Genomic DNA, 22,454 nt, shown 5'->3' with positions numbered 1-22,454 from the left:
GAACCTCAGCCTTTAAATTCGACCGTTACAGCATCGCTCGCCAGAATCGTTTCGGTAAGCGTCGTACCGCTGTACTGGATATTCCAGGTGTCCCCATTTTGCGGATTCCCGCTTGCTTCTGGCCGCGAGGCCACGGCATCGGTGAACCTCACGTCGGTGAACTTAGGCAACGCTGAATTCGGGTAGCCATTGTCCGGCGCCTCCATGATCCATTCGGCGCAATTGCCGCTGAACGTCGCACCTGGGGGAGGCATCAGCGTGAGGGAAAAATGCTTGCCGGTGGTGAGGTTGGCGAACGTGACCAAGCCTGCCGTGTTGTTCGCAATGTACTGGGCGGTGCAGGATATCGTATGGTTTGCCAAAACTTCGAACCGGAGAATGTTGGTCTGATAGACATACGTGGGTGTCGTGAATCCAGAGATGCTATTCCCGTCCATGCCAACCATCGAAACGTTCAGTTGATCGTTGCTGTCGCCCTTCCACCCAATGAACAAATTTCCTTGGTGTGCTGCCAGCGCAGGAAACTGAGGGCTGTTCTCCGGAGAAATATATTTGTTACCGAACGCCACTCCACTGTCGGCCGAATATATGATGCTAAGGTGATCGTTCCCGTCGCCTTTCCAAGAGATGTAAAGGCGCCCGTTTAGCGACGCAAGACTCGGCGTTTGCGGACTTGTCTCTCCAAGGGTCACTTTTTGCGTGAACCCGCTGATCGCCGCACCCGCTGCGTTCACACGCGCAACGTTCAGTTGGTCGTTGCCATCCCCTTTCCAAGCGATATAAAGATTTGCGTCATGCACGCACAAGCTTGGGGCCTGAGGGGTCGTCTCCGCAGAGACGTATTTGTTTGCAAAGCTCAGGCCGTTATTGCTCGAAGACATGACATTTAGATGGTCATTGCCATCGCCCTTCCAGGCTACGTAAAGATGTCCATTGAGCGAAGCCAGGGTCGGACTGAAAGTGCTAGTTTCGGACAGCAAGACCTTTTGCGAAAGCCCCGTGATCGTCGCGCCAGACATGTCCACCATCGCCACGTTCAGATAATCGTTTCCATCGCCTTTCCATGCAATGTAGAGGCTGCCATTGTGTACGCAAAGCGCAGGCGCGCGCGAGGTGGTTTCTGGCGATTTGTACTTGCTGCCGAACGTCTGGCCGTTATCGGCGGAGTACATGATGTTCAGGTTGTCGTTGCCGTCCCCTTTCCACGCAACGAACAAGCGCCCGTTCAAGGATGCGAGCGCGGGACTTAACGGACTGGTGTCTGCGAGAGTTTGCTTCCGAATGCCGCAGTACCACTCATACCAAGCAGTGTAGGATGCCTTTCCGCTCGCATCCACGCGTTGCTCCACGCCCACCTGCAGTACGTCGTCAGAGCCATATGCACCGTCCAGCCCGACCCATGACGAGGAATTCCAGCCACCTTCTACGCCTTGCGGTTCCGTCGGCTTGCTTACGATCGGAACCATCCAGTTGCCCTCGACGAATGTCCACGGACCCTTCAACACGCCGCCCGCCCAGTTGTTGCTCGTGAAGCTGCCGTTCGAGACTTGTCGCGCACCACGCAATTCATGTGTCTTGCCGATCTGAGGTTCGAGAAGCGGCACGATGAAGTCGGCTGGATCGCGTTGCGCCGATTGATCCGGCGAAGCAAACGCGCCAGGCACATTGGTTGGCACGAGCGCATAGGGAATGCGTCGCTGGAATGCTTCGAGTTGTTCCTTGGTGGAAGCTATCGGCCCTGCTGCCTCAACTGTTGCCATGGTGAAACTCCTCTGCGCGTGGCGCGAAGTGACCCGGCGCATGGGTGGTTCCGTGCTTTCGCGCGCAAACACGCATCCTAGACTCCGTCCCTGAGCGCACTCGTCAAGGATGAAAGTCTCGGAACGAACCGGCGATCGCATCGAGGGGGACGTCTTATTACTCATGGCATCGTTGCGAGTCCGATGCCATCCACGTATTGTCGGCAAAACACCTGACCTGCTCTACCCACATGTGTGGCCCCACATTTGTACGGCCACAGGTATTAGCGACGCCGGGACACATGCTCGATTGGCCGAGATACCCCGCGTGCGAACAACAGAGGTGGAACTACCTCGATTCGACGAAGTAGCGTAAGCGTCACGCAGAGACATGCAGAGGCCGCGCCGACCGTTCAGTAACTCAAATTCCGATAGTCGTTGGTTGACGGCAGCGAGGTCGAACTCGTCGGGATCGAAGCTGCCGCCAGACCATTCGAGCGGTCGCTCATGGTCTTCATGCGACGCATCGGTCACCCTCTGCGACGAATAGAGAGGGGTTTGCGAACGCTTAAACGTACCGCAGACGGTCGGAAAACCGTAGTTGCAAACATTGCAAACTGAACCGCTTCGCGGCTCCGCTATTTTCCCACATTTGTTGCGCGCGTCCGCACACGCATATTCCGCTTAGTTCTCGGAGTCTGGTCCACCTCTCAGTAGCCCCCTACAAATGTTGTGTGTGGAAGGACACCTAACGGGCCTGAAATAACTAACAAAACCGGTTAGGTTTACCGAATATCCCCACAGCCCAATTGGAGCTTTATCGCTATCTCTCACGGGCAACGGGCCAACGGCAACCCTAGAACAGGGAGAGCGCTTTTCGTCATTAGGCGAAGTGTAAGCAAACAGACCGTCTCCTTCTTGCACGAAGGGAAGCCTTGTCGCGTCCGCAGATTCACGCGTGTTGGACATCTATGAATTGGTTAGGAGATTTGTGATGGCAAATATTATCGATGCCGTGTTCAGGGCTTTCGAAGCGAGTCACGGAGTAGGGAGCGTCAACGTTTTCGTCGTTGGCCTCCAGCAAAACCCGTCTGAGCAGGACTATCCGCGGGCGGTCTACCTCCAGGGAAGTCTTGGCTATCGTGGGCCCCTCAAAAGACTTCCGCACCCAGGCAAACCTCCGGCGCCAGAGCCTGCTGAGCTATATTCTGAACCCGCCGGCAACCCCGGAGCCGTGACGTGGGAGGACAACAGTAATGGCATGCAATTCGATGGGAAACAAACTTCGAAGGTGGGTGTGACGATCACGGAGACACCTCCGGTGCTCAACATCACCTTCGCCTTCGGGGCAGGCCTCAAAATCCCACTCACTGCCGATTCCGCCACTGGCATCATGACTGGCAACGCGCAGGAGATGCTGTATTCAATGGCGTTTAGCCCCCTGATATCCCCAATCCAGTAGCGCAATCTGAAGAGTGAACAGGTTATTTGGCCTGTCCCGCGCGCCTTGTTTCGCTTGACGTGGGCGGTGTCTACTCGGCAGCTATCTCGTCGGCGCGGCTCAATTGCCTGAGTTGCCGGGATCGTTTGACTGCGCCCATCTGTAAGAATTTGCGGGCTATGGTGACCTGGGATCCCTCTTGGCGACGGACGACCGGTTTTTTCCGCGCACGGAAGTTGCTCCGTTCGGATGAGCGCATTGTCCGGACCTTGCGCTTTGCGCCACCTAGTTTGTCTATCGGTGGACGGTAGGTGTGTCCAGCTAAGGACACGTGATCCAGTCGGTGAAAGTCCGACCGAGGCAACAGACTCAAGCCTCGTAGCTTGGGAGGCGTCATGGCGCGAAAACAAGATGACGGAGCCCTCCGACAGTATGCTCAGAAAGGAGTATATGCAACGCACCAGGTTGCAACGCGCAGTGAACGCAGACGTAGCCTCGTAACACGAAATCCGGTGGCTGAGACGGTCTACAACGTGCGAAAGCAGCAAGAGTTGTCCGAAACGAGTCCGATGCGGCAACTCTCACCGGCGGGGTATCAGCGGCGACATGGTGTGAAGGATGACGTGGAAAACTGGAGAAGCCCTCGGCACCCGGCGGGGAAATCCCGTCGAGGAGATGCTCGCTATAACCGTGAGTGGGAAATGCGTGCGTAGGTGCCAGCGTGACGGATCGGGTCGTCAGGGTAGACCTGTTTGGTTTTTACCGATTCGTGACCGAGCCAGAGTGCGATGACTGAGGGTTCGACGCCTTCTCGCAGCAGATCCATTGCTGTCGTGTGCCTACTATCTCTTGATAGAGATAGTAGGCACAGCGCTGCAATGGAACTACTTCATGCCGGCGTTGACTGCTCCGTCATTGCGTTGTGGTTAGGACACGAATCGGTCGAGACCACCCAGGTCTATTTGCACGCTCATTTAGCCCTCAAGGAAGCTGCGCTGGCTAAAGTTAAGTCCTCGAACGGCAAACCATTGGGTCGATACCGTGCAGGCGATAAGCTACTTGAGTTCCTAACCGCGTTGTGAAGAGTGCGACTATGCCGAACGCGCACGATGTATGATCGGTAGCAAGGCCGCTCTTGCGGCGCCCAAATCGCCATCAGCACCAGCCGTTCGGCATAGCACGGTATTCGGCATGATCGTGCAAGTTGAATGGCATCAACCCGCGCGCCTACCTAGAATACGTCCTTACGCACATCGCCGATCACCAGGCCAACCGCATCGACGAACTGTTGCCCTGGAACGTCGCTAAGCACCTGCTCCCATCTGCACCTTCATCCGGTTGATCCCTTCTGTCTGCGGCAGGCTTAGCCTGCCGCATTCTCCGACGCTTGTCCAAAGAATTCTCAACGGCCCTCGCGCGACGCATACCTATCGACCCTTCCGGCCGACGTTGCACTGGAAGCACTGGTCAGCCAGGCGCACATGCGCTGGCGTATCGAGCGCGACTACCAGGATTTGAAGCAGGAACTGGGACTCGGGCATTACGAAGGCCGAGGATGGCGAGGTTTCCACCACCATGCCGCATTAAGTATCGCGGCATACGGGTTCCTCGTCTCTGAACGACTTACTGCTGGCGGTTCTGTCAGCGCCAAAAAAAACTTCGCCGCTCGCCAGGCGCCTGCGCTTTCCGCGGATTACATCCCACGGGGGAGCCCAGCGCGCGCAGCGTCACGTAGCTGATTCGATCACCACGATTCGGCATCAACTCAGTTTCCTGTTGATTGCGACACTCGCTATGTGCCCATGCTGCCATCGAGCAAATCATAGGCTTAACTTGTGACACAGTAAGACTTCTAAGGGAGCGTCAAGTATCATCCATTGCAGTGAGGGATGCTACATATGTAGCAGCGCTTACCGTCTCATTCTGATCTGCCGTGCGACCTGCAACCGCACCGCACCGATAGTCGAGTGAGCTCAGCTCATATGACGCGACATTGCAGACCGGATATACATTTGTGCGTTGACCCGCTTCCGTTGCAGTCGAAGAATGCGAAGAAGCAGTAAACACACACGGTGAGGAGGTGTCTTTTCATGAAAAAAAAGCCCATTTTAGTTGCTAGCTCTGTCGTGCTTTTGCTCATTGCACCCGAAGCTGCGTCCCCACAGGCGCCTCCTCATACGCCGGGCACCTTGTGTTTCACCCCTTATTTTTATTGTGTGCTTCCTAGGCCGCAAACCCCCGGAACGCCGTGCGTTTGCAGGACTTCTGGAGGCGCCGAGGTTCGCGGAGTCGCCGACTAGCACGCTGTCAGTTCTTATTTGGAGATACGCAAAAACCGGGCGGCATTAACGTTCGCCGAGCGGTGCCCGCGACTTCGTCGGGAGCAGATCGGCCGCCACAACGGGACGCAGCTTCAGTGACAAATACTAGGTAAATACCCTCGCCGCTTGCAAGGGTTTTCTCTCTCAATCGGAACTCCTCTTATGGCGCCGCTAGAAGTCGATTCGTTTTTGCATGACGCTGATCTGGTCATCCACTATGCCACCAGCGCCGGGATTTTGGACGATGAGGCGTTGATAACGGAATTCGAGCGGGTGCAGGCCGCTAGAAAAAAGGGGCAGGATATACCGGCCAAGGATCTCGTGATCGCTCTTAACAAGCAAATTAAAGAAATATCGCCATTTATTTCTTTACTTGACCTTCGAACAAAAAAAAGTCCGTTTGATGAGGCCAGCTTAAGAAAGAGACAAGTAATTGAATTGGCGCTTTCTATCTTCAGCCTCATTCTCGTCGTCCTGGTTGCGGGATTTGCTATTGACTTGAATAATGCAAATACTCATTTAAAAATTTTTCAGGAGTACCAGGACAGTCAGCCGGCTGAAAAACTAGAGCGTCTTATGATTTTTTCCCAGGCGGGGGTCCAAGAAAATGTTAAGTCAGCGGAGTACCAGGAATATCAGAAAATCAAACAACAACTTGATGAAATGGTAGATAAAGCTAGAGGTGCGCTTTCGGGTTCTCAAGAGATCGCCGTTCACTCATGGCTACCCTTTTCGTCCCTTCTAACCGGAAACTTCAACGTGCAGGCATCCCCTCCTCTGCAGCTCGAAACTTTTCCAGTTAAGGCGAAGCTCGCACCCTACATAACCGCGGCCGAATCCGATAAACAAGCGGCATACGATTTCGCGTTAGCCCTAAATTTGGAAGTGAGTGGCTTTTCGTTCGCAGTTGTCTCACAGCTTCAAAACTATATATACGTCCGGAGCGCATGGGTGCTCCCTGGCCTAGCCGGCCTTCTGGGTTCGTCCGTCTACCTCATGCGTTTTCTGATATTCAATCAAAAGTCTCCAATTGTCGAATGGTATCAAATTTTGATTAGAATCGTCATGGGTGGCGTCGCTGGCGTAATCGTCGGTTGGTTCATCGTTGCTCCGTCCGCGATTCAGACTAATGTGGCAGCCGTAACATCTGTTCCCTTCGGCCTTGCCTTCCTGACTGGATTTAGTATCGACATACTTTTTTCGACTCTTGATCGGATTAACAAGGCGGTAGTCAGCCCAGAGGCTCACGTTGTAAGATAACGCGGCTCAGTCGCGGATTCCCGTTCCCGTGCGAAAACGAATGAAGAAGATTACTTCAAAGCTTCATAAAGGAATTTAACAAATTTTCATCGGTAGTCCTGATTAACTCCGCAGGCAATGCTCGGTTCTGGCGGCGGCGTTGCGCAGCACGCCTGGACGACGCGAAATGGCGACGGCGAGCGAATCTCGGGGCGCGGAACATGGCCCATGACGCAACGGCCGACGCCAACCTCCGAGGTGGCTCGACCGACAGGCTCACGAATTGCGGCCGAGTTCGTCGTGTCGCTCTTTCAGTCCTGCGCAGTCGCAGGTTGATCGCCGCCCGCAAGGCCAGTGACAGGGTTAGGTCCGCAATCTTAGCGTCTCCCGATTTTCAAACTGTCATGACCAGCTTGGAGTAGGCCGATAGGTGGCCATCGGCCGTCAGCAGGATCAGCGGTTCAGACATGGCTTGCGTCACCAAAAGTCGGTCGAAGGGGTCGCGATGAATGTCCGGCAGGTCGCGAACCAACATCGCATGTTTTCCAAGCACCGGCAGTTCGCGAAAGCCGCTGCCCTCGATCTCCGCTACCAGTATCTTCGGATCCGCGTCGAGCTTCCCCAGCCCCGCTTTAATCGAAGCTTCCCAAATCGACGCACTGCTGACGAATACGTCGTCGGCCTCGGTTATCAGGCCGCGGGCGATGTGGCTCAGTCGCGGATCGTCTTGAAGCACCCAGAGGTAGATATGCGTATCCAGGAGAACGCGCAAAATTAACGACCCTCAAAAGCAGCGAGCACGTCGTCAGGCAACGGTGCGTCGAAATCATCGGCAATATGCAGTTTCCCTTTCAGCCGGCCAAAAGTGCGTGTCGGCCGCGCGGGCTCGATCGGAACGAGCTTGGCGGTCGGCTTTCCTGCTTTGGCAATGACAATTTCTTCTCCGCTCGCCGCAGCATCAACCAACTTCGAAAAGTTCGTCTTAGCCTCGTGAATATTGACGGTTTGCATACTTCACCCCATGTGGACTAACGTTAGTCTAGTCCACCTTAGCCCACTCCGTCAACCTGATCGGCACCGGGATCGCTCGCACGCGAGAATCGCGCCACGACCGCCCCGACCGGACAGCCGGATCATTCATGAAAAATCGCGAGGAAATTCATGCTCGATATATTGTGCGGGGCACCTCGCCTTTTTCGCGGCTATCTGAACGGCAACGACCTCACCACGCTGGCGCGAACCATTTCGCCGATGATGACCCCCGCCCAAGCCAGGACCGTTCTCGAGTGGATTCGTACTCGGTGGTTCTTGGCCCGCGTTGACAAAATGAACATTAACGCGTTTTCTTTAGGTGTACCGATGAAGTCAAGTTGGCGCGTGCTGCGCCTTGCCTCTGCGGCACCCTAATCGGATGAGCACTTTCGACCCTGAACCGCCGTTCGAATGGGCTCGAGCGCAACGACGGCTTGCATGTACAACCGCCACTCGGCTCATTGAGTTGACGGGCAAGTCATCAGCCACATTAGACTCAGTGTTGCACTTCAGTCTGAAACCGCCCTTCCGCCAAAACCATTTGTGCCTTTTAACCGGCCTGCGCGTTCGAAACGGCCAAGGTCATTTCTCTGGCTTAGTGTAGTGTCGTCGCAGCTCCGCAGCATTTCTTAAATTTCTTCCCGCTACCACAAGGACACGAATCGTTGCGACCGATCTTCGGCGTGGCACGTTGAATCGTCTTAGCGAGTTCCCGCTCGTGAACGGCTTTCCGGTAAGGGAGCCAATAACGGTAGATCGCCGAGATGCTCATTGGGATCTGCTTGGCCAGTTTTTCTCGTTGATCCGGCCAGCGAGTCAATGCTTCCTCCTCGGGTAGGACTTTCTCCGCACCGAGCAAATGTAAGGGCCGTAGCAACTCGCGGCCTTGTGATTCGTCGAATAACGGCTGCCAGTCCTGTTGGCACAGCGCAACGCCCTGCATAAATCCGAGTGCCCACGGCTCGCCCTCAATGTGCTCCTGCGGGTCGCCAGGGTAGGTCACCGTATCGAACACCGGTTCGAACGCGTCCGCATCGCCTTGCAGGCTCCAGATGATCCCGTTGTAATGTCGCAAGATCAGATCCAAGATGTGCTGGGCCTGCTCCCTCGTGCCGAACTGCGGCGCGTCCTCCGCTTCCGGTCCCCATACACCAGGCAACCATTCACTGGGCTGCAAGTTTCTCGGCCCGATTACAATGGCGGTCAGGTATCCGTCTAGCATGTCGAGCATCATCGTTTCGTCAGATGTCGCATCGGACATCAGAAACTGATCGAGCTCGTCCATCTCGTCATCAGACAAGGGGGCCATCATTCGCAAGGACTTAGAAGGAGACGAGGTCGACACGGCGAAGGTTCTATATGCGACAAAACGGTATTTTACATCTCGCTCTTTTCTTTGCGACCGATGACTAGCAATCTCCATAGCGGGACATCCGGGATGAGAGTGCTACGCATCCGAAAATGACGGCCCCGCCGCCCGTAAGCAACGCTTAGTCGCGAATTGAATGGCCGTTCCTAGTTGGAAACGACGTTTGAATGTCCGTGCGACGGTACGGGCGAATGACGCTTCATGGCCGAAACCGGTCCGACGTTCAGCAGGCGGATCGTTCGCCATCAATCGATTAGCGTCGGCCGAAATCGACCTCTTCGGCCGTCCGACAAGCCGTAACCGAGCGGCAGTTCACCGTATATAACGGCCAATCGGGTGAGCAGCGAAACTCATACTGTTCATCTGAAAACGGTTCCCGTAGAAACGGTTTCGCAGAAACGTGCGCGGCTGGGTGTTGGAAACAGGAGGCATGTTGGATGAAGTTCCCTTTGTCTTGGCAAAGCCAAATGGACGGAAACGCCGATCGAATGTAATATTGAAAATATATCCTTCTTCGTGCATCCATATAGGCGATGAATGTCAAGTTGCGCCGAATCGAGGTGTTCATGGCAGTGGTTCAGCACGGGAGTTTTTCCGCGGCGGCGACTGCGCTTCACATCGCACAATCCGCCGTCAGCATCGCGATGAAAGAGTTAGAGCGGGAACTGGGAACGACGCTCTTCCTGCGCTCCAGACGCAGCGTGCAATTGACGGAAAGTGGTCGGCTTTTGAGAGACCGCGCTGCTCCGGCGATGAAGGTGCTGATGGGTGTGAAGGACGAGATCAAAGACTTGGAAAATCTGGCCGTTGGCCATGTACGCATCGCTGCGCCGGCCATGGTTACGCAGTTCGCCCTGACCCGTGTTCTACCCGCATTCATGGCGCAGCATCTAGGCGTCCGCGTCCGGGTGTTCCAGACCGGTGCTTTGGAGGTAGAGGAACTGGTTAGAACGGAGGCCTTGGATTTTGGCCTGACCGCATTTCGAGGCCCTCAGAACGGCGTCGAGACGGAGCTGCTCTGGAGTCTTGAGAATGTCGCCTGCGTGGCGGCCGCCGTCGCCGGCCAAATGAAATCCCCGCGCAGCATCACATGGAAGAAGCTGCTTGCAGGGCGGTTGGCTGTATATCCTCCTGGTCATCATCAGCGGGACCTCATGGAACGGCATGCGACGGCGTTGGGCATGCCTCTTAACATCTTTCTGGAGTCTGAGAATCCGTCTCTCCTCATTGCCGCTGTGCGAGCCGGCCTGGCATCGACCACCTTGCCCTTGCCGGCGATCGAGAACGAGCCCGAGATCCAGCCATTGCGCCTTCCCCAGGATGACGGCGATCAACTTAAAGTTGGCCTATGCTGGCCTTCTGGAAGACCGTTGAGCAAGGCATCTACCGCCTTGCTGGATCATCTGAAGTCCTATCACGTCTCATGAGGGCTTGAACCATGCCATCGTGGCGATTCCGGCGAGTGTCATGAGCACCGATCCAGCGACGTGGACGACGATTGCGCCGGCGGCCCATGAATACAGGCCGCGTTGCAGCAGGCTGACGATCTCCGCCGAGAACGTGGAGAAGGTCGAGAGCCCGCCGCAGAAACCTGTAATAACCAGCAGCCGCCACTCTGGCGACAGTTGGGGCGCCTGCGCAAGATAGGCGACGGCCAACCCGACAACATAGCCGGCAACCAGATTTGCCGTCAGCGTGCCGGGGGGATGTTGGGCAGCAGACTATTGAACCTGAGGCCAAGGCCCCATCGCAGCACGCCACCACACGCCGCGCCTACGGCAATTGCAAGAACAGGGGTCCACATCGCACTACCTTTCTTTTGGCGTTGTTCTTCTGGTTATCGCGAACCCAATTTTCACGCGTAAGTTTCAACGAAGTCGCTTCAGCCGTTTCGGGCAAGAAAGTCCAAAAGAGTTTCTGCAGTCTCTGTAGGGAACTGGTCCACGAAGAAATGACCTCCGGGGAGCGAGGCCGCTGTCGTGTTACTGCACCGTTTGGCCCACTCAGCTGGTATATCGAACAGTTGCCCCATTTGTCCCTTCGATCCGTAGAAAACCAACGTGGGGCATTCCACTTTGCGCTGTAGGTCTGCGCGGTCGTACTCCAGGTCAATCGACGCAGCCGCCCGATAGTCGGAGCAGGAGCCGTGGATCATTGCCGGATCGCGCCAAGACTCCCGGTAGGCATTCAGCATGTCTTGGTCGAAGTCCGACACCTTGGTTGCCCCCCAGCCCAGTAAGCAGGTTTCGTAGAAAAAATCTGGGTCTAAACCTATCATGTGCTCGGGAAACGGCTCGGGCTGCTGCAAGAAATACCAATGCCAGTAGGAGGCTGCGATCAAGCGGCTGGTGTCCATGAACATCGCATAGGTGGGCACGATGTCCATGACGGTCAACGTCTGCACCGCGCCGGGATGGTCCAACGCCATGCGGTGACCAGTGCGCCCGCCGCGGTCATGGCCGACTAGATGGAAACGGTCGAATCCGAGGTGCCGCATCACGCCGAGTTGGTCATTGGCGAAGGTGCGGAATGAATAGTTCGACTTGTCCGGAAGACATTCGGGTTTTCCGGACGCGCCATAACCACGTAGGTCGGCGCACACCACGGTGTAGTGCTCCGCAAGCTTGGGTGCCACCTGCGCCCACATTGCCCGGTTCTGTGGGAACCCATGCAGCATCAGTAATGGTGGACCTTCACCGCCAACGGCATAAGCGATGTCCATGCCATCGACAGTGACGCTGCTGCTTCGAAATCCAGGGAAATCCATTTTGTCTCCTCGTTGATACAACTTCGTCTGACCGGAGGCTTAGCTACTCCGACATTGGCTCTTAGAAGCGACTCGGCCAAGGAACTTTTCCGCGTCGATGACGAAGCGTTCGTGCCGGCCTTCGCAGATCACGTCTACGTCATCGCGGCACGACACTTTGAAAGTCAGGCGTTTGCCCTCGACCGCAATCAGTTCGACCTCCGCCGTGACACTCATACCCACCGGAGTCGCTGCGCTGTGGCTGAGATCAATGTGCGTGCCAACGGTCCTTTGCGACGCGGAAAGGTAGGGCCTGAGAGCTTCGATGCAGGACCATTCGACAAAGCCAACCATGTACGCCGTCGCGAATACCGGCGGCATGTCCGAAAAGCCGGTGAACGCGGCTGACACGGCGGGAACGGTGAGGGAGTCATCGACAACGATGGACTGGGAATGGCGCAGCCCCACGGGGATTGGACTGTTCATGGATGGCTCCTCGTTCATTTTTGAACGTGCCCGGCACGAATCGACAAAGGCCATGTGACCCGCCGCTGCGAGGCGGGGTCGCCCCATTCCTTGCGCAAGGTCTCTGCCACGGCCTCCACGGGATTTGATCCCAGCGATTTCTCAGCCGCCTTTACGGCCGACCAAGTGTTGAAATAGCCGATGAGATCATCCATGCGCCACTGCACTTCGATAGCCAGCGGGGGAAGTGCGATCTCCTTGAACGGGAATGGCAGGCTGCGATAGCCGTCCTCCACATGACGGCGTTCTGGAGGCCAATAGGCACCGAGGGTGTCGTAGTAGAAGTGTTGAACAGCGCGATCGACAGCGCCTTCGACATGCAGCACGCCGTAGGTGATGAGTGCGACAGCCGCCTGCGGTCGGGCAACGCGCCGCACCTCTGCGTAGAATTTCTCCAAGTCCAGCCAGTGGGCCGCCTGCGCCACCGTAATCAGGTCTACGCTCGCATCAGGGAGTCCGCTGTCCTCCGCAAGTGCTGCGCGATAACTTACGCCGTCGCGCGGCTGGGCCTTCTCGACTTGCGCCGCACTGGCATCCGTCGCGAGGACCTCATCAAATCGTTCGGCGAGCAGGACCGACAACTGCCCTGTGCCACACCCGCAGTCAAGCGCACGTCCCAGGCCAGGACTGATGTGAGCCAGTGCATCAACCAGTTCAATGGGATAGGTAGGCCGGTAGCTCGCGTAGCCAGCAGAGCCGCTGGAGAAATGATCTTTGAAGTTGTTGCTGGTCATTTGTGGATGTCTGCCATTGCTTGAAGATATATATTATCTTGAGCGAAACAACCGCATGCGTATAATTTTTATATGACATCCATCAGCGGGAAGGGAATTCTGGGCCCGAACCACACGCGAGTTTCGTTCCATTGATTTCGGTTTAGCGGTTGCTTTGCTTGGGGCCTGCCGTCCCAGTACTACCGTCGGATGTCACCGGTGCCGACGCTGAGCGACTTGTGCGCAAGCGAACTGTCGCCCGCGCTTTAGCGCTCGCCACTGATTTTGTCGAGGCTGCGCAACCTGGGGCATCGAGGATGAGATGCGAAAGAGCATGCGAATCGGTATCCGCCCGACAGCAGGACCAAGCAGAGACCTACGGTTCGTCGTATCGTCCTACCGCGCGCGACGCAATCAGGAAGAAACCCGAACTCGTCAGACCCGCAAAGGAAGTACTGCCATGTCACAAGCTTGGCCGGGATCGCTAATCACTTCGGCACCGACGAGGCAAAGGAACTCGGAACGCACTTCGGGGGCACCGTATAGGGGCCCATGAAGTTTTATAAGACACGGCTCATCTCGCATGCTGTCATGCAGGCTTTCGATAACTTCGTTGAGCCCAAGCTCCCATAGGACTCGTCGTCCCAGCGACCCTTACCGAAGTCGAACCGCCGTTCGAGTGACGATCCACCGCCTATGCCGAACGGCAGAAACTGGCCGATCCCGGAAGCGACTTTTGCGTTCTGTATCGGTCAATTACGGATTGTTGGTCAGCGCAACACGCGCTCGTCGCTTCAGGGATAGAGCCTCAACTGGGCAACGCCGCACTTTGTTTTACATAAGGAAAGTTAACGCATGTCCGTTAGCATGACTAACGGTGTGCGACGAGCAATGCTTGAGCTGCTGAGCACAAGTCGGCGAAGTTGCATTCTTCGGAGAAAGGGATCGTTACTGCATGCGCGCCGCACTCGGGAGCGGCGACCTTCGTCCACAGCTCACTGTGAACCGATCCAGGCGCGCACATGCGTCCATGTACACATAGCTTGGCGCACCATCAAGCTGGCGGTCCCCTTGCCGCAAGATCGCCTCGAATAGCGCCGCGTCGTCCGGCTCAAATCGCCAGACGCTGTCCCGCTCGGCCTTCTCCAGACAGCGTTCAAGCGCGGCTTCGGCGCGCGCATACACCGTGAGCTCGGTGTCGCCATACCCGGCGTCCTGGACGTAGTAGGTCAGGTACACGAGCCGCACTAGCTCATTAACCAAATAAGCGCTCCCGGCTTCTTGTTTGCAGGCTACCCAGGTCAGATGACGAGCCAGGGAGGCCTCACGTACCGCGCTCTCTGGCAGCGGCAAGAGCATCGCCGCGGTGAGGGAACCGTGGGATTTTCGGGTGGAAGAAGTGACGGACTTTCGCTTCGCGTGGCGCGTAGACATCTGGGGAAAACGTTCAGAGAGCTGGACTGACAACGCGGTCAGTGTAGCAAAGCGGCTGATGCCGATGCAGGGCCGCGGCTTACGCGCAAAATGGTGCCCTCAGGGGTGATCTGAAGCGGGATGTCGTCGAACGCCGGCCGGATGTCGACCTGCGTGGCCGTGGCCGATTGCCTAGTCGCGGGAGCTTTTACGACGGGATGTGTGGCAGTAGGTGACAAGGCCTTAAAGCTCAAGTGGCGCTTCTTAAGCGGCTTACGCACATGAGCCGTCACAGCCGGAACGTTGCCGCGCACCTCAGGCGGATTCCATACTTCAACGTAATGCTCACCCGCGATGGCGCTTGAGGCCAAGGCCGTCATCACCAATCCGAAAAGCAGCCGATTTGCCATCTTATCTCCCTTGCAGTCCGTTCTTCGATCCTTTCGCCGTTAGCGCCCGCGTTGGTCCGATGACGGCGGAGATCGTCAGGTGTTCGTATAGGCGAATCCGTCGCTTTTGATATCCGATGCACATAGACGGTTTCACCAAACCCGTCAGAATCGCTCGTTGGCCAAACTAGCTTCCTGATCGAGCCAGCAACGTGCCCCGACAGCGACGCGCGCTGCAGCGGCACCGATACTGCGCTTTAAGCGCCGGGGTCTTTCGTCCTTCGACATGCAGCCGGTAGTCGATGAACAACTCTTCCCCCGGCTCGATTTCTCGTAATGCGTGGAAGAAGACGCGGATTCCGTACTGTTCGGTCTCGCAGTTCGGTTCGCAACTGTGATTGACCCAGCGCGCCGAGTTACCGCCCTCTGCGCCGTCGATCACCCGTCCGTCACCGAGATCGAAGAAAAAGGTATGGCCGTTCTCGGCCGTCGATCGCTCATAGCGGCTTTGCGCCGTTTTCCATGATATGAGCCTGCCCCGATATTCAAAGAGCTTATCGCCGGCGCTGATGCGCGTGAGCGCGAAAACGCCGCGACCGTGAACAGGCGAGGAACGAACAGTAGTGCGACGCATAGGTATTGATGTACCGTTGCTGGAAGGAAACAGGTATCGGCGTTGTTCTGGTCCGTGGGCATAATGTCAGCGACGCACCAGCGAGATCTGTCTATGCCCTCCCCGACCTTCTACGGTATGAAACGCAAGCCGCCACGCGGCACGCTTGCTCGCTACGGCGATCGCATCGTCGAGGTGCTAGGCGAAGCGCGCGGCCAGCGCATCATGATCAGATCCATTCACGCCGATGGAAGCGAACGCCTAACGGCAGTCAAGCTGACCAACCTAACGCCGTTGAACAGTCAACTCTTCTGAGGCGGCGACCGAACGGGCCAATCAACGCCTTCTTTCAAGATCGGTTGACGGCGTCCTTAAAGGCCTTGCCAGCGCTAAACTTGACTGTTTTCGCAGCAGCGATTTCTATGGTCTCTCCCGTCTGCGGGTTGCGGCCGGTGCGTGCCGCCCGCTCACCGCTCGAGAAGCTGCCGAAGCCGACGAGTTGAACGACGTTGCCCGCGGCCACTTCTTGCGAAATCGTCTTCATGATCGTACTGATCGTCTCTTCGATGGCGGATTTGCTCATCTCGACTTTCCCAGCGACCGCGTCAATCAGTTCCTGCTTAGTCATCCATCATCTCCCTTCGTCAGATCCACCGCGATCTTACCTGAGTGTTAGCACGATGGCGCGCATTGCTCGGCCGTCGTCGGCTTCATTCATGCTCACGTCGGCGACGCTACCGGCAGCGATGCCGCGGCGCTGTACCTTCGGATTGTGTCGGCGACTCCGAGTCCGTCCTGAAGTCGCCCTCGCCTGTCTGCGCAAGCGTACGCATCGTGCGCTGAGCAGTCCTGCGTCGCGTAACGATTCGCTCGCCCGACCGATATGGCAATCCGCACTCAATCGGGCCGCGGAATCGTCACGCGTGAAAACTTCGTCCCGACGTTGGCCGACTCGCGGTATGCTGCGCGCGCACGACGCGCGATAGTTCGCCTCGCCGCAAACTGAGCGCTTTCCGGCGGACTAGGAGTCCGACACCTCAGAAACTTGCTTCATCAGGGCGCCGACTCGTGTTCGCAAGTCGGCTTTCGTGAAGTCATCGACGTTGCTTGCCTCGATGTCTGCGTCCAACGCGGGGAGTTGACGCCGTAGCTCAGATCGCATCTCTTCCCGATCCTCATCAGCGCAATCCTTCCAATAGCCCTCAACGGCTTCCACTTCGCGTCGCCATTTGACTCGTTGCCTGCGCAATCGGTCGTTGCGTTCGGTGAGTTTGTTTCCCATGATCGAAGCCTAACACTTCGGCGCCTTGAAGACTTCGCGCGTCGTGAGCATGACGATCTCGCGCTTTCTTCTGCAGGTAGGAATCAACTTCTTTGAGAAGCGACATCGCGAGATATCGTCGATACCGTCGACATGAACGGCCATGCAGCGAATCCAATGATGGCGGTCGAGCCGCCCATTGCAACAGCAGGAATGGCGTTCTTGTCTACGATGCACCGATTCGAACTTTCCTCTTGCATTGATGAGCCGCATCGGCCAATGCTGAATAGCAGTCGGCAAGCGGGTGCTTTCGACCCCAAAGCTGCCTTCGGGAGCGCGGCGACCGCGGGGTCCTGAACGGCTTCGGTCACCTCCTGGAGCGCCAAGTCATAAACCTCGATATTGCGGGCAACTTCTCCTGCCATTGCAGAGACAACGTTTGACGTTGTTTGCATTGCCCGGGCGATGACCTCTGCCGACCCTCGGTGTCGTGGACCTGCGAAGCAAAGACATCGAATGCCGTTTCACATCAAGACGCCGTAATCGCTTGCAGCGCACGTCCATTGCGAAGTCATTGTGTTGAGAGACCGGGGCGCCAATCGCGTGCGATCGCCTCGAACTGCGGACCGTAGCCGAGGGCATCGGGATAGCTGCCTGCTCGCACCGCCAATGCAAAAACAATGACAATGTCGGCTGCAATAGGCGCGTCTAGCCCCCATGTGGTCGCGAGATCGAACCCGCCGCAGTCTGCCGCATTCCACCAGGCCAGCAAGAAATCTGCGACTCGCCTGCTTTGCCCGCTATTGCCCTGCGCGTGGACAAGCAGCCGATCGAGCGCTGCCTTTTCGTCATCTGTCATTTCGAACATGGTCGTCGTCCGATCTGCGCTCTCCCGACACAAATTCTTACAAAGAAGCCAGCACAACGTTACGCAAAGTTTTTAGTATTTGTCTAAACATAGCACTATCGAGATGGCTTTGCGGTGCCCCGCTTCTCGCGGACCACAGCCAGCATGCGTTCGGCGAACATGGTGATTTCGGCGGGGGTCATGAGGTCTGCTAGTGACAATTTCGAGATCGTTGAATGCAACGTAGGTAGATCGCTATCGGCGCTCACTGTCAGTCGAGGAAACGTCGATTCAAGCCGAGCTACCAGCTCGGCGTTGAGCGGGCGCCTGTTTTTGTCCGCGGCGGCCCTGAGCTCTTCATAAAGCGGCCAAGGCAGCCTGTATTGAGAACGATGTGTGTCTTCCATAGTTTTATTTGACACTACTCAGTCACTGCCGTATAGTGACGCCAAGTCACTTAATAGTGACAACGCCGCCAAGGGAGAAAGGATGGGCGAATCCGTGCGATCGCAGTATCGAATCCCCAAGGAGCTGAACGACTGGCTGACTGCCCGTGCGAGATCCGAAGAACGATCCAAAAACGCTCAACTGGTCGTTGAGCTCAGGGCACGCATGCGGGAGTCAACCACGCGGACGCAAACCGATTCGGTAACCGAGCCCAAGCCGAACAGACCGGGCTAAGAGAAGACTTCGCCCGATCAGCGCGATTTACAAATTAGTACTACTTATAAGGATGGTAACCCGGTTCGAAATCTGATGTTCAACACTACGAGGTCGAAAGATGAACACGCAGGACGCAAACCCGCCAGTTCGAAACCACCAGACCGACAGACTAGACAGGGTGCTCGCCTTAATGGCTAACGCCTGTGTCATAGCCCTCATCTTCCTTCCACAGCTCGCACACGCGCAGGATGCCTCTGGAACGTTTGGCGGCATCACGACCTTCTTGCGGTCCATTACGCAATTGCTTATCTATGAGTGGGGCTACTACGTCGGCATCATCACCCTGGCCATCCAAGGATACCGCTGGAAGACCGGTCGCATCGACCTCATGACGCTCGGCGGTTGGGGCCTCGGTATCGGCCTGGTCTTCTTCGCACCGAACATCGTGTCCGATCTCAAGTCGCGTTCGGCTGGAACAATCATATGAGCCCCGACGAGCCGTTCCATGATGATGAAGGGGAACCGCTCGTCGCTGCCATGACCCGTCCCACCATGGTGGGCGGGCTGACGCTTGCAAGCCTCGCGATGAGCTTCTACATTCCCGGCATGGTCGCGATGATCGCGCGCTCAGTGTTGCCTGCGATCGCCATTCCCTTCCTATTGCTTGCAAGCTACCTGGTCTGTCTCAAAGACGTCTATCTGTTCGACATTCTGACGGCCGCAACACACCTGAAGGCGTGCCCGAACAAACGCTTCTGGAGATGCCGACGCTATGCGCCTCGTTGACGTTTTGAAAGAGAAGTTCGACATGTCGCTATCGATGCCGCTGCCTGACGGGGCAGCTCTCGATGACAGGGAAATGGCTGCAAGCGACATGATCCCGTACACCGTGCACTACGACGACGAGACCGTTATGTTGAAGAATGATGGGCTGGTGCAGGTGATTGAGCTTGACGGACTGTATTTCGAGTCATTCAGCGCGGCACAGATCAAGCAGTTCGAGCGCCGGCGCAATACGGTGCTGCGTTCTGTTGCGAACAGCGACCGCGGCTTGTACGTTCATCTGGTCCGGCGCAAGGTCAATCAGTACCCGGAGGGCGAAGGTGGCACGTGGTTGGCGCGACGTTTCAATGCGGCGTGGCGTGAGCGCTATAAGAAGCGTTCGTTCTACGTGAACAAAATCTACATCAGCGTCGTTCAAAACCGCTTCCGTCAAGGCGCGCCTGGTCTTCTGGACCGCGTCTTTTCGCTGGCGTCGGGCGCCAGGCCGTCATCCGAGGATTTGGAGTCGTTCGAGGAACAGGCAAAGGATCTGAGCGAAGCCGCCAACCTTGTCGTTCAAACCCTGTCGAGCTACGGCGCGCGCAAGCTGTGCATCAAGCGCCGGCCAGCCTTTCTCACCGAAAAAGTGAATGCCGCCGACGCGCAGCTGGCGATCGAGCGATTCGGTTTGAGCTGGCGCGAGTTTAAGACGCAGTATGGCGTGCGCGACGGGTACGAACGCGAAGGCGTCGAGGATTTTCTCGGCGAAGACTATTCGGAAATCGCAAGCTTCTTCCACTATCTCATCAATCTCGAAGACGAGCGCGTGCCCGTTACCGATCTTCAGCTCGACCGTACGCTCGCTGTCTCGTCGCTCGATTTCAAGATGGTCGGCAACATGTTGGCTATCCAGAATCTAGGTGGAACACGCGCCGGCGCCGTGTTGAGCATGGCCGAATGGCCGGCGCGCACGCCGTCGCGCATGCTCAACGAGTTCCTGAAGCAGCCGGTCGAGTACATCGTCACGCAGTCGTTCTTCTTCAGCGACCGCATCACGGCCGAACACGATATGAAGCAGGAACGGCGGCGCCTCGTGGTCAACGACCGGGAGGGCGGTGCCGAAGAAGACAAAAAGGAGATCACCCAGGGACTGCAGGATCTGACGAGCGGTCGCGCGGTCAATGGCCTTCATCACTTGACGATTCTCGCGCATGTGCCGGCTACGACGGCGCACGGCGATCCCGTTGAGAACAAAAAGCAAACGATTGCGGATCTCGACAAGGCGGTCGCGCTCCTCAAGAAATCGTTCGTGAACCTCGGTGTCAAGGCGGTGCGCGAGTGGTTTGCCGTAGAGACTTTTTTCTGGTCGCAGCTTCCCGGCCAAGCGCAGCACTTCATCGGCCGGCGCGGCAAGATCAAGTCCAGCAACTTCGCGGGGTTCGCGTCGCTGCATAACTACGCGGTTGGGAAGATCGACGGCAACCTGTGGGGACCGGCGATCATGCCCTTCGAGACGGAAAGCGGCACCGCCTACTATTTCAACTTCCATCGCGAGATGGAAGGCATGGTTGCCGGCAGCCTGGCCCTGACCGCGGACACCGGCGCGGGTAAGACCACTTTGCTGTCGGCACTGATAGCGATGGCGGACAAGGCCCGGCCGCGTGTTTTCTGGTTCGACAACCGTGAGGGCGCGAAGGTATTCATGTGCGCGATGGGCGGTCAGCACACCACGCTGTCGGTGCAGGGCAACACAGGCTGGAACCCGTTCAAGCTGCCGGACTCTGCGGAAAACCGACTATATCTGGTCGAGTTGATGACGCTGATGCGCACGTGCTACGGCGGCAAGCTCATTGCCGACGACATCGAGCGGTTCAGGAAAGCCGTCCACGAGAACTATGACGTGCTGCCTCTCGAAGATCGCCGCCTGCGCAATGTCGCATGGTGCTTCGGGCAGGGGGAGCTGGCCAAGGACATGCGGATCTGGCACGGCGCAAACGGTGCGCTGGGCGCGAATTGGGGCGTGTTCGACAACGAACATGACAGCATCGACCTCACGCAATGCCGGCACTACTGCTTTGAGATGCGGCAGCTCATCAAGGACGGCGTGGCCCGTCCCGAGCTGCCGGTGGTCTTGAGCTATCCGTTTCACTGCATCGAGCAGTCGATGAACGGCGAGCCGTTCATTCTCGTACTCGAAGAAGGTCAAAACCTCGTCAAGCATGGGTATTGGCGCGAGAAGATCGACAGCTACATCATGCAGATCCGCCGTAAGAACGGCCTGCTCATCTTTGTCACGCCTGACGCAAAATATCTCTACTCCGAAACCGATTCGATCCAGAAACAGACGGCGACCAAAATTTATCTGCCGAACGGCGAGGCGAGCAAGACCGATCTGGTGGATCACCTCGGCCTCACGCTTGGTGAGTTCGATTTTGTTCACGACACGCCACCCGAGAGTTTCAAATTCCTGATCCGGCGCGGCAGCGAGTCGATTCGCGTCGTGTTCGATCTGTCGGATATGCCGGAGTTTATCCCTGTACTGTCCTCGAACGCCAAGGGCGTTGCGCTCATGGAGCGAATCATCAACGACCTAGGCACCGACGACCCCGAGCAATGGGTGCCCGTCTTTATGCAGCGTGCGATTGCGGAGAACACGCATAACCTCAAGAAGAATGGAGCATGAACATGAAATATGCGCTCGTCGCTCTGTCTGTCGCCGCTTCACTGAGTGTTTCTGTTCCTACCCTCGCCACAGGCATTCCGACCTTCGACGCTGCGACTTTCGTGCAACTTCAGCAGCAGTTCAGCCAATTGCAGGACCAATACCGAACGCTCAAAGATCAATACGCGGCGATCACCGGCAGCTATGGCCGGGGTGCGATGGGCTTGAACCAATCAATTAGCGCGGCTTCCGTCGTACCGGGATCGTGGCAAGAAGTCGTTTCCCAGCAGCAGAGCGGCGCGTTCGGCTCGAAGCAGGGTTTCTACGAGAAGCTCATCAATACCATGCCCCAAGACCTGTTCGCGAATCCACAGGCGCAGAACGCCACGACGTACAAGATGAGTACGGATTCGGTGAGGGCGGCGTTAGCCGGCGGCGACTCGCTGTACTCAGAGGTGCAGACCCACCTCAACAACCTGTCTGTTCTGAGCCAGCAGGTCGATACAACAACAAATATCAAAGACGCGCAGGACTTGCAAAACCGCATTTCGAGCGAGAACGGCATGTTGTCGAGCGCGATGGCGAAACTCAACGCGATGAACATGAACCTGCAGGCGAATCTGGTGAACCAACAAAACCAGGCGACGGCCGCGACGCAGAGGTACTTCCGTCACACCGGCCAGTGAGCAGTTTTCGCCCGTGAAAAGACGAAATCATCG

The 22,454-nt window shown here is 56.8% G+C and carries 23 protein-coding genes and 4 pseudogenes; 12 read left to right on the top strand and 15 right to left on the bottom strand.

What is annotated here, in order from left to right:
* Nucleotides 1-5: 5 nt before the first annotated feature.
* Complete coding sequence (locus tag ACEN42_RS43355) at nt 6-1,760, bottom strand: G1 family glutamic endopeptidase (RefSeq protein WP_371885154.1); 1,755 nt, start codon at nt 1,758-1,760, stop codon at nt 6-8.
* Between the two features lie 973 nt (nt 1,761-2,733).
* Between ACEN42_RS43355 and ACEN42_RS43350 the strand changes: the two genes are divergently transcribed.
* The 5 genes and pseudogenes from ACEN42_RS43350 (at nt 2,734) to ACEN42_RS43330 (ending at nt 6,761) form a co-directional block, all read left to right on the top strand.
* On the top strand, nt 2,734-3,201 hold the full coding sequence (locus ACEN42_RS43350) for a hypothetical protein (RefSeq protein WP_371885153.1): 468 nt from the start codon (nt 2,734-2,736) through the stop codon (nt 3,199-3,201).
* A gap of 842 nt (nt 3,202-4,043) precedes the next feature.
* Nucleotides 4,044-4,262: pseudogene (locus ACEN42_RS43345) on the top strand (tyrosine-type recombinase/integrase); the annotation flags it as partial.
* 113 nt (nt 4,263-4,375) lie between these two features.
* A pseudogene (locus ACEN42_RS43340) lies at nt 4,376-4,522 on the top strand (transposase domain-containing protein); the annotation flags it as partial.
* 49 nt (nt 4,523-4,571) lie between these two features.
* Nucleotides 4,572-4,919: pseudogene (locus tag ACEN42_RS43335) on the top strand (IS701 family transposase); the annotation flags it as partial.
* 744 nt (nt 4,920-5,663) lie between these two features.
* Nucleotides 5,664-6,761 carry a hypothetical protein gene (locus ACEN42_RS43330; protein ID WP_371885152.1) on the top strand — a complete coding sequence of 366 codons (1,098 nt, stop codon included), beginning with the start codon at nt 5,664-5,666 and terminating at the stop codon, nt 6,759-6,761.
* A gap of 373 nt (nt 6,762-7,134) precedes the next feature.
* Here the strand turns inward: ACEN42_RS43330 and ACEN42_RS43325 are convergent, their stop codons facing one another.
* Both ACEN42_RS43325 and ACEN42_RS43320 read right to left on the bottom strand, forming a co-directional pair.
* Nucleotides 7,135-7,512 (bottom strand): type II toxin-antitoxin system VapC family toxin, encoded by a 378-nt coding sequence (locus ACEN42_RS43325; protein ID WP_371885151.1) that lies wholly within the window; start codon nt 7,510-7,512, stop codon nt 7,135-7,137.
* Nucleotides 7,513-7,514: 2 nt separating this feature from the next.
* Nucleotides 7,515-7,751 (bottom strand): type II toxin-antitoxin system Phd/YefM family antitoxin, encoded by a 237-nt coding sequence (locus tag ACEN42_RS43320; RefSeq protein WP_371885150.1) that lies wholly within the window; start codon nt 7,749-7,751, stop codon nt 7,515-7,517.
* 150 nt (nt 7,752-7,901) lie between these two features.
* Here ACEN42_RS43320 and ACEN42_RS43315 point away from each other — a divergent pair, with 150 nt between their 5' ends.
* The gene (locus tag ACEN42_RS43315; protein ID WP_371885149.1) at nt 7,902-8,147 is read left to right on the top strand and encodes a hypothetical protein; all 246 of its coding nucleotides are present in this window, start codon (nt 7,902-7,904) and stop codon (nt 8,145-8,147) included.
* 220 nt (nt 8,148-8,367) lie between these two features.
* Here ACEN42_RS43315 and ACEN42_RS43310 read toward each other — a convergent pair whose 3' ends face one another.
* Complete coding sequence (locus ACEN42_RS43310) at nt 8,368-9,195, bottom strand: UPF0149 family protein (RefSeq protein ID WP_371885148.1); 828 nt, start codon at nt 9,193-9,195, stop codon at nt 8,368-8,370.
* A gap of 479 nt (nt 9,196-9,674) precedes the next feature.
* Between ACEN42_RS43310 and ACEN42_RS43305 the strand changes: the two genes are divergently transcribed.
* Entirely contained in the window at nt 9,675-10,568 is an 894-nt protein-coding gene (locus ACEN42_RS43305) for a LysR family transcriptional regulator (protein ID WP_371885147.1), read from the top strand.
* Here the strand turns inward: ACEN42_RS43305 and crcB are convergent.
* The 7 genes and pseudogenes from crcB to ACEN42_RS43270 form a co-directional block, all read right to left on the bottom strand.
* Nucleotides 10,563-10,945 (bottom strand): annotated as a pseudogene (crcB, locus tag ACEN42_RS43300) (fluoride efflux transporter CrcB). The gene ACEN42_RS43305 and the pseudogene crcB overlap by 6 nt on opposite strands.
* A gap of 78 nt (nt 10,946-11,023) precedes the next feature.
* Complete coding sequence (locus ACEN42_RS43295) at nt 11,024-11,908, bottom strand: alpha/beta fold hydrolase (protein ID WP_371885146.1); 885 nt, start codon at nt 11,906-11,908, stop codon at nt 11,024-11,026.
* 39 nt (nt 11,909-11,947) lie between these two features.
* Nucleotides 11,948-12,373, bottom strand: coding sequence for a thioesterase family protein (locus ACEN42_RS43290; protein ID WP_371885145.1), 426 nt, complete (start codon nt 12,371-12,373; stop codon nt 11,948-11,950).
* A gap of 14 nt (nt 12,374-12,387) precedes the next feature.
* The gene (locus tag ACEN42_RS43285) at nt 12,388-13,146 is read right to left on the bottom strand and encodes a class I SAM-dependent methyltransferase (RefSeq protein WP_371885144.1); all 759 of its coding nucleotides are present in this window, start codon (nt 13,144-13,146) and stop codon (nt 12,388-12,390) included.
* Nucleotides 13,147-14,073: 927 nt separating this feature from the next.
* Entirely contained in the window at nt 14,074-14,478 is a 405-nt protein-coding gene (locus tag ACEN42_RS43280) for a hypothetical protein (protein ID WP_371885143.1), read from the bottom strand.
* Nucleotides 14,479-14,597: 119 nt separating this feature from the next.
* On the bottom strand, nt 14,598-14,948 hold the full coding sequence (locus ACEN42_RS43275; RefSeq protein WP_371885142.1) for a hypothetical protein: 351 nt from the start codon (nt 14,946-14,948) through the stop codon (nt 14,598-14,600).
* 166 nt (nt 14,949-15,114) lie between these two features.
* Nucleotides 15,115-15,561 (bottom strand): SET domain-containing protein, encoded by a 447-nt coding sequence (locus ACEN42_RS43270; RefSeq protein ID WP_371885141.1) that lies wholly within the window; start codon nt 15,559-15,561, stop codon nt 15,115-15,117.
* 93 nt (nt 15,562-15,654) lie between these two features.
* Between ACEN42_RS43270 and ACEN42_RS43265 the strand changes: the two genes are divergently transcribed.
* Nucleotides 15,655-15,855 carry a hypothetical protein gene (locus ACEN42_RS43265; RefSeq protein WP_371885140.1) on the top strand — a complete coding sequence of 67 codons (201 nt, stop codon included), beginning with the start codon at nt 15,655-15,657 and terminating at the stop codon, nt 15,853-15,855.
* Between the two features lie 34 nt (nt 15,856-15,889).
* On the opposite strand, the gene ACEN42_RS43260 is transcribed toward ACEN42_RS43265, so the two are convergent.
* From ACEN42_RS43260 to ACEN42_RS43245, 4 genes are all read right to left on the bottom strand, one after another.
* Entirely contained in the window at nt 15,890-16,168 is a 279-nt protein-coding gene (locus tag ACEN42_RS43260) for an HU family DNA-binding protein (protein ID WP_371885139.1), read from the bottom strand.
* Nucleotides 16,169-16,561: 393 nt separating this feature from the next.
* Entirely contained in the window at nt 16,562-16,822 is a 261-nt protein-coding gene (locus ACEN42_RS43255) for a hypothetical protein (RefSeq protein ID WP_371885138.1), read from the bottom strand.
* Nucleotides 16,823-17,372: 550 nt separating this feature from the next.
* The gene (locus tag ACEN42_RS43250) at nt 17,373-17,669 is read right to left on the bottom strand and encodes a hypothetical protein (RefSeq protein WP_371885137.1); all 297 of its coding nucleotides are present in this window, start codon (nt 17,667-17,669) and stop codon (nt 17,373-17,375) included.
* A 95-nt stretch (nt 17,670-17,764) separates the two neighbouring features.
* Complete coding sequence (locus ACEN42_RS43245; protein ID WP_371885136.1) at nt 17,765-18,055, bottom strand: Arc family DNA-binding protein; 291 nt, start codon at nt 18,053-18,055, stop codon at nt 17,765-17,767.
* 374 nt (nt 18,056-18,429) lie between these two features.
* On the opposite strand from ACEN42_RS43245, the gene ACEN42_RS43240 reads away from it, so the two are divergent.
* Genes ACEN42_RS43240 through ACEN42_RS43225 form a run of 4 tightly spaced genes read left to right on the top strand, consistent with a single transcriptional unit; the run spans nt 18,430 to nt 22,421 of the window.
* Entirely contained in the window at nt 18,430-18,798 is a 369-nt protein-coding gene (locus ACEN42_RS43240; RefSeq protein ID WP_371885135.1) for a TrbC/VirB2 family protein, read from the top strand.
* Nucleotides 18,795-19,097: a VirB3 family type IV secretion system protein gene (locus ACEN42_RS43235; RefSeq protein ID WP_371885134.1), complete on the top strand. Its 303-nt coding sequence runs from the start codon at nt 18,795-18,797 to the stop codon at nt 19,095-19,097. The genes ACEN42_RS43240 and ACEN42_RS43235 overlap by 4 nt, the downstream gene beginning before the upstream one ends.
* 22 nt (nt 19,098-19,119) lie before the next feature.
* Entirely contained in the window at nt 19,120-21,756 is a 2,637-nt protein-coding gene (locus tag ACEN42_RS43230) for a type VI secretion protein (protein ID WP_371885237.1), read from the top strand.
* On the top strand, nt 21,753-22,421 hold the full coding sequence (locus ACEN42_RS43225; protein WP_371885133.1) for a type IV secretion system protein: 669 nt from the start codon (nt 21,753-21,755) through the stop codon (nt 22,419-22,421). The genes ACEN42_RS43230 and ACEN42_RS43225 overlap by 4 nt, the downstream gene beginning before the upstream one ends.
* The last annotated feature ends 33 nt before the right edge of the window (nt 22,422-22,454 follow it).

It is taken from the genome of Caballeronia sp. S22 (assembly GCF_964261745.1).
GTDB lineage: Bacteria > Pseudomonadota > Gammaproteobacteria > Burkholderiales > Burkholderiaceae > Caballeronia > Caballeronia jiangsuensis.
This window is presented reverse-complemented; position numbering and strand designations above follow the sequence as displayed.

Bases quoted from the DNA above. Each gene is read 5' to 3' on its own strand.
- ACEN42_RS43240 (WP_371885135.1), top strand. From the start codon at position 18,430: ATGAACACGCAGGACGCAAACCCGCCAGTTCGAAACCACCAGACCGAC.
- ACEN42_RS43330 (WP_371885152.1), top strand. From the start codon at position 5,664: ATGGCGCCGCTAGAAGTCGATTCGTTTTTGCATGACGCTGATCTGGTC.
- ACEN42_RS43230 (WP_371885237.1), top strand. From the start codon at position 19,120: ATGTCGCTATCGATGCCGCTGCCTGACGGGGCAGCTCTCGATGACAGG.
- ACEN42_RS43245 (WP_371885136.1), bottom strand. From the start codon at position 18,055: ATGGAAGACACACATCGTTCTCAATACAGGCTGCCTTGGCCGCTTTAT.
- ACEN42_RS43320 (WP_371885150.1), bottom strand. From the start codon at position 7,751: ATGCAAACCGTCAATATTCACGAGGCTAAGACGAACTTTTCGAAGTTG.
- ACEN42_RS43225 (WP_371885133.1), top strand. From the start codon at position 21,753: ATGAACATGAAATATGCGCTCGTCGCTCTGTCTGTCGCCGCTTCACTG.
- ACEN42_RS43255 (WP_371885138.1), bottom strand. From the start codon at position 16,822: ATGGGAAACAAACTCACCGAACGCAACGACCGATTGCGCAGGCAACGA.
- ACEN42_RS43285 (WP_371885144.1), bottom strand. From the start codon at position 13,146: ATGACCAGCAACAACTTCAAAGATCATTTCTCCAGCGGCTCTGCTGGC.
- ACEN42_RS43250 (WP_371885137.1), bottom strand. From the start codon at position 17,669: ATGTTCGAAATGACAGATGACGAAAAGGCAGCGCTCGATCGGCTGCTT.
- ACEN42_RS43305 (WP_371885147.1), top strand. From the start codon at position 9,675: ATGAATGTCAAGTTGCGCCGAATCGAGGTGTTCATGGCAGTGGTTCAG.
- ACEN42_RS43290 (WP_371885145.1), bottom strand. From the start codon at position 12,373: ATGAACAGTCCAATCCCCGTGGGGCTGCGCCATTCCCAGTCCATCGTT.
- ACEN42_RS43265 (WP_371885140.1), top strand. From the start codon at position 15,655: ATGCCCTCCCCGACCTTCTACGGTATGAAACGCAAGCCGCCACGCGGC.
- ACEN42_RS43310 (WP_371885148.1), bottom strand. From the start codon at position 9,195: ATGGAGATTGCTAGTCATCGGTCGCAAAGAAAAGAGCGAGATGTAAAA.
- ACEN42_RS43315 (WP_371885149.1), top strand. From the start codon at position 7,902: ATGCTCGATATATTGTGCGGGGCACCTCGCCTTTTTCGCGGCTATCTG.
- ACEN42_RS43295 (WP_371885146.1), bottom strand. From the start codon at position 11,908: ATGGATTTCCCTGGATTTCGAAGCAGCAGCGTCACTGTCGATGGCATG.
- ACEN42_RS43270 (WP_371885141.1), bottom strand. From the start codon at position 15,561: ATGCGTCGCACTACTGTTCGTTCCTCGCCTGTTCACGGTCGCGGCGTT.
- ACEN42_RS43235 (WP_371885134.1), top strand. From the start codon at position 18,795: ATGAGCCCCGACGAGCCGTTCCATGATGATGAAGGGGAACCGCTCGTC.
- ACEN42_RS43260 (WP_371885139.1), bottom strand. From the start codon at position 16,168: ATGACTAAGCAGGAACTGATTGACGCGGTCGCTGGGAAAGTCGAGATG.
- ACEN42_RS43350 (WP_371885153.1), top strand. From the start codon at position 2,734: ATGGCAAATATTATCGATGCCGTGTTCAGGGCTTTCGAAGCGAGTCAC.
- ACEN42_RS43275 (WP_371885142.1), bottom strand. From the start codon at position 14,948: ATGGCAAATCGGCTGCTTTTCGGATTGGTGATGACGGCCTTGGCCTCA.
- ACEN42_RS43355 (WP_371885154.1), bottom strand. From the start codon at position 1,760: ATGGCAACAGTTGAGGCAGCAGGGCCGATAGCTTCCACCAAGGAACAA.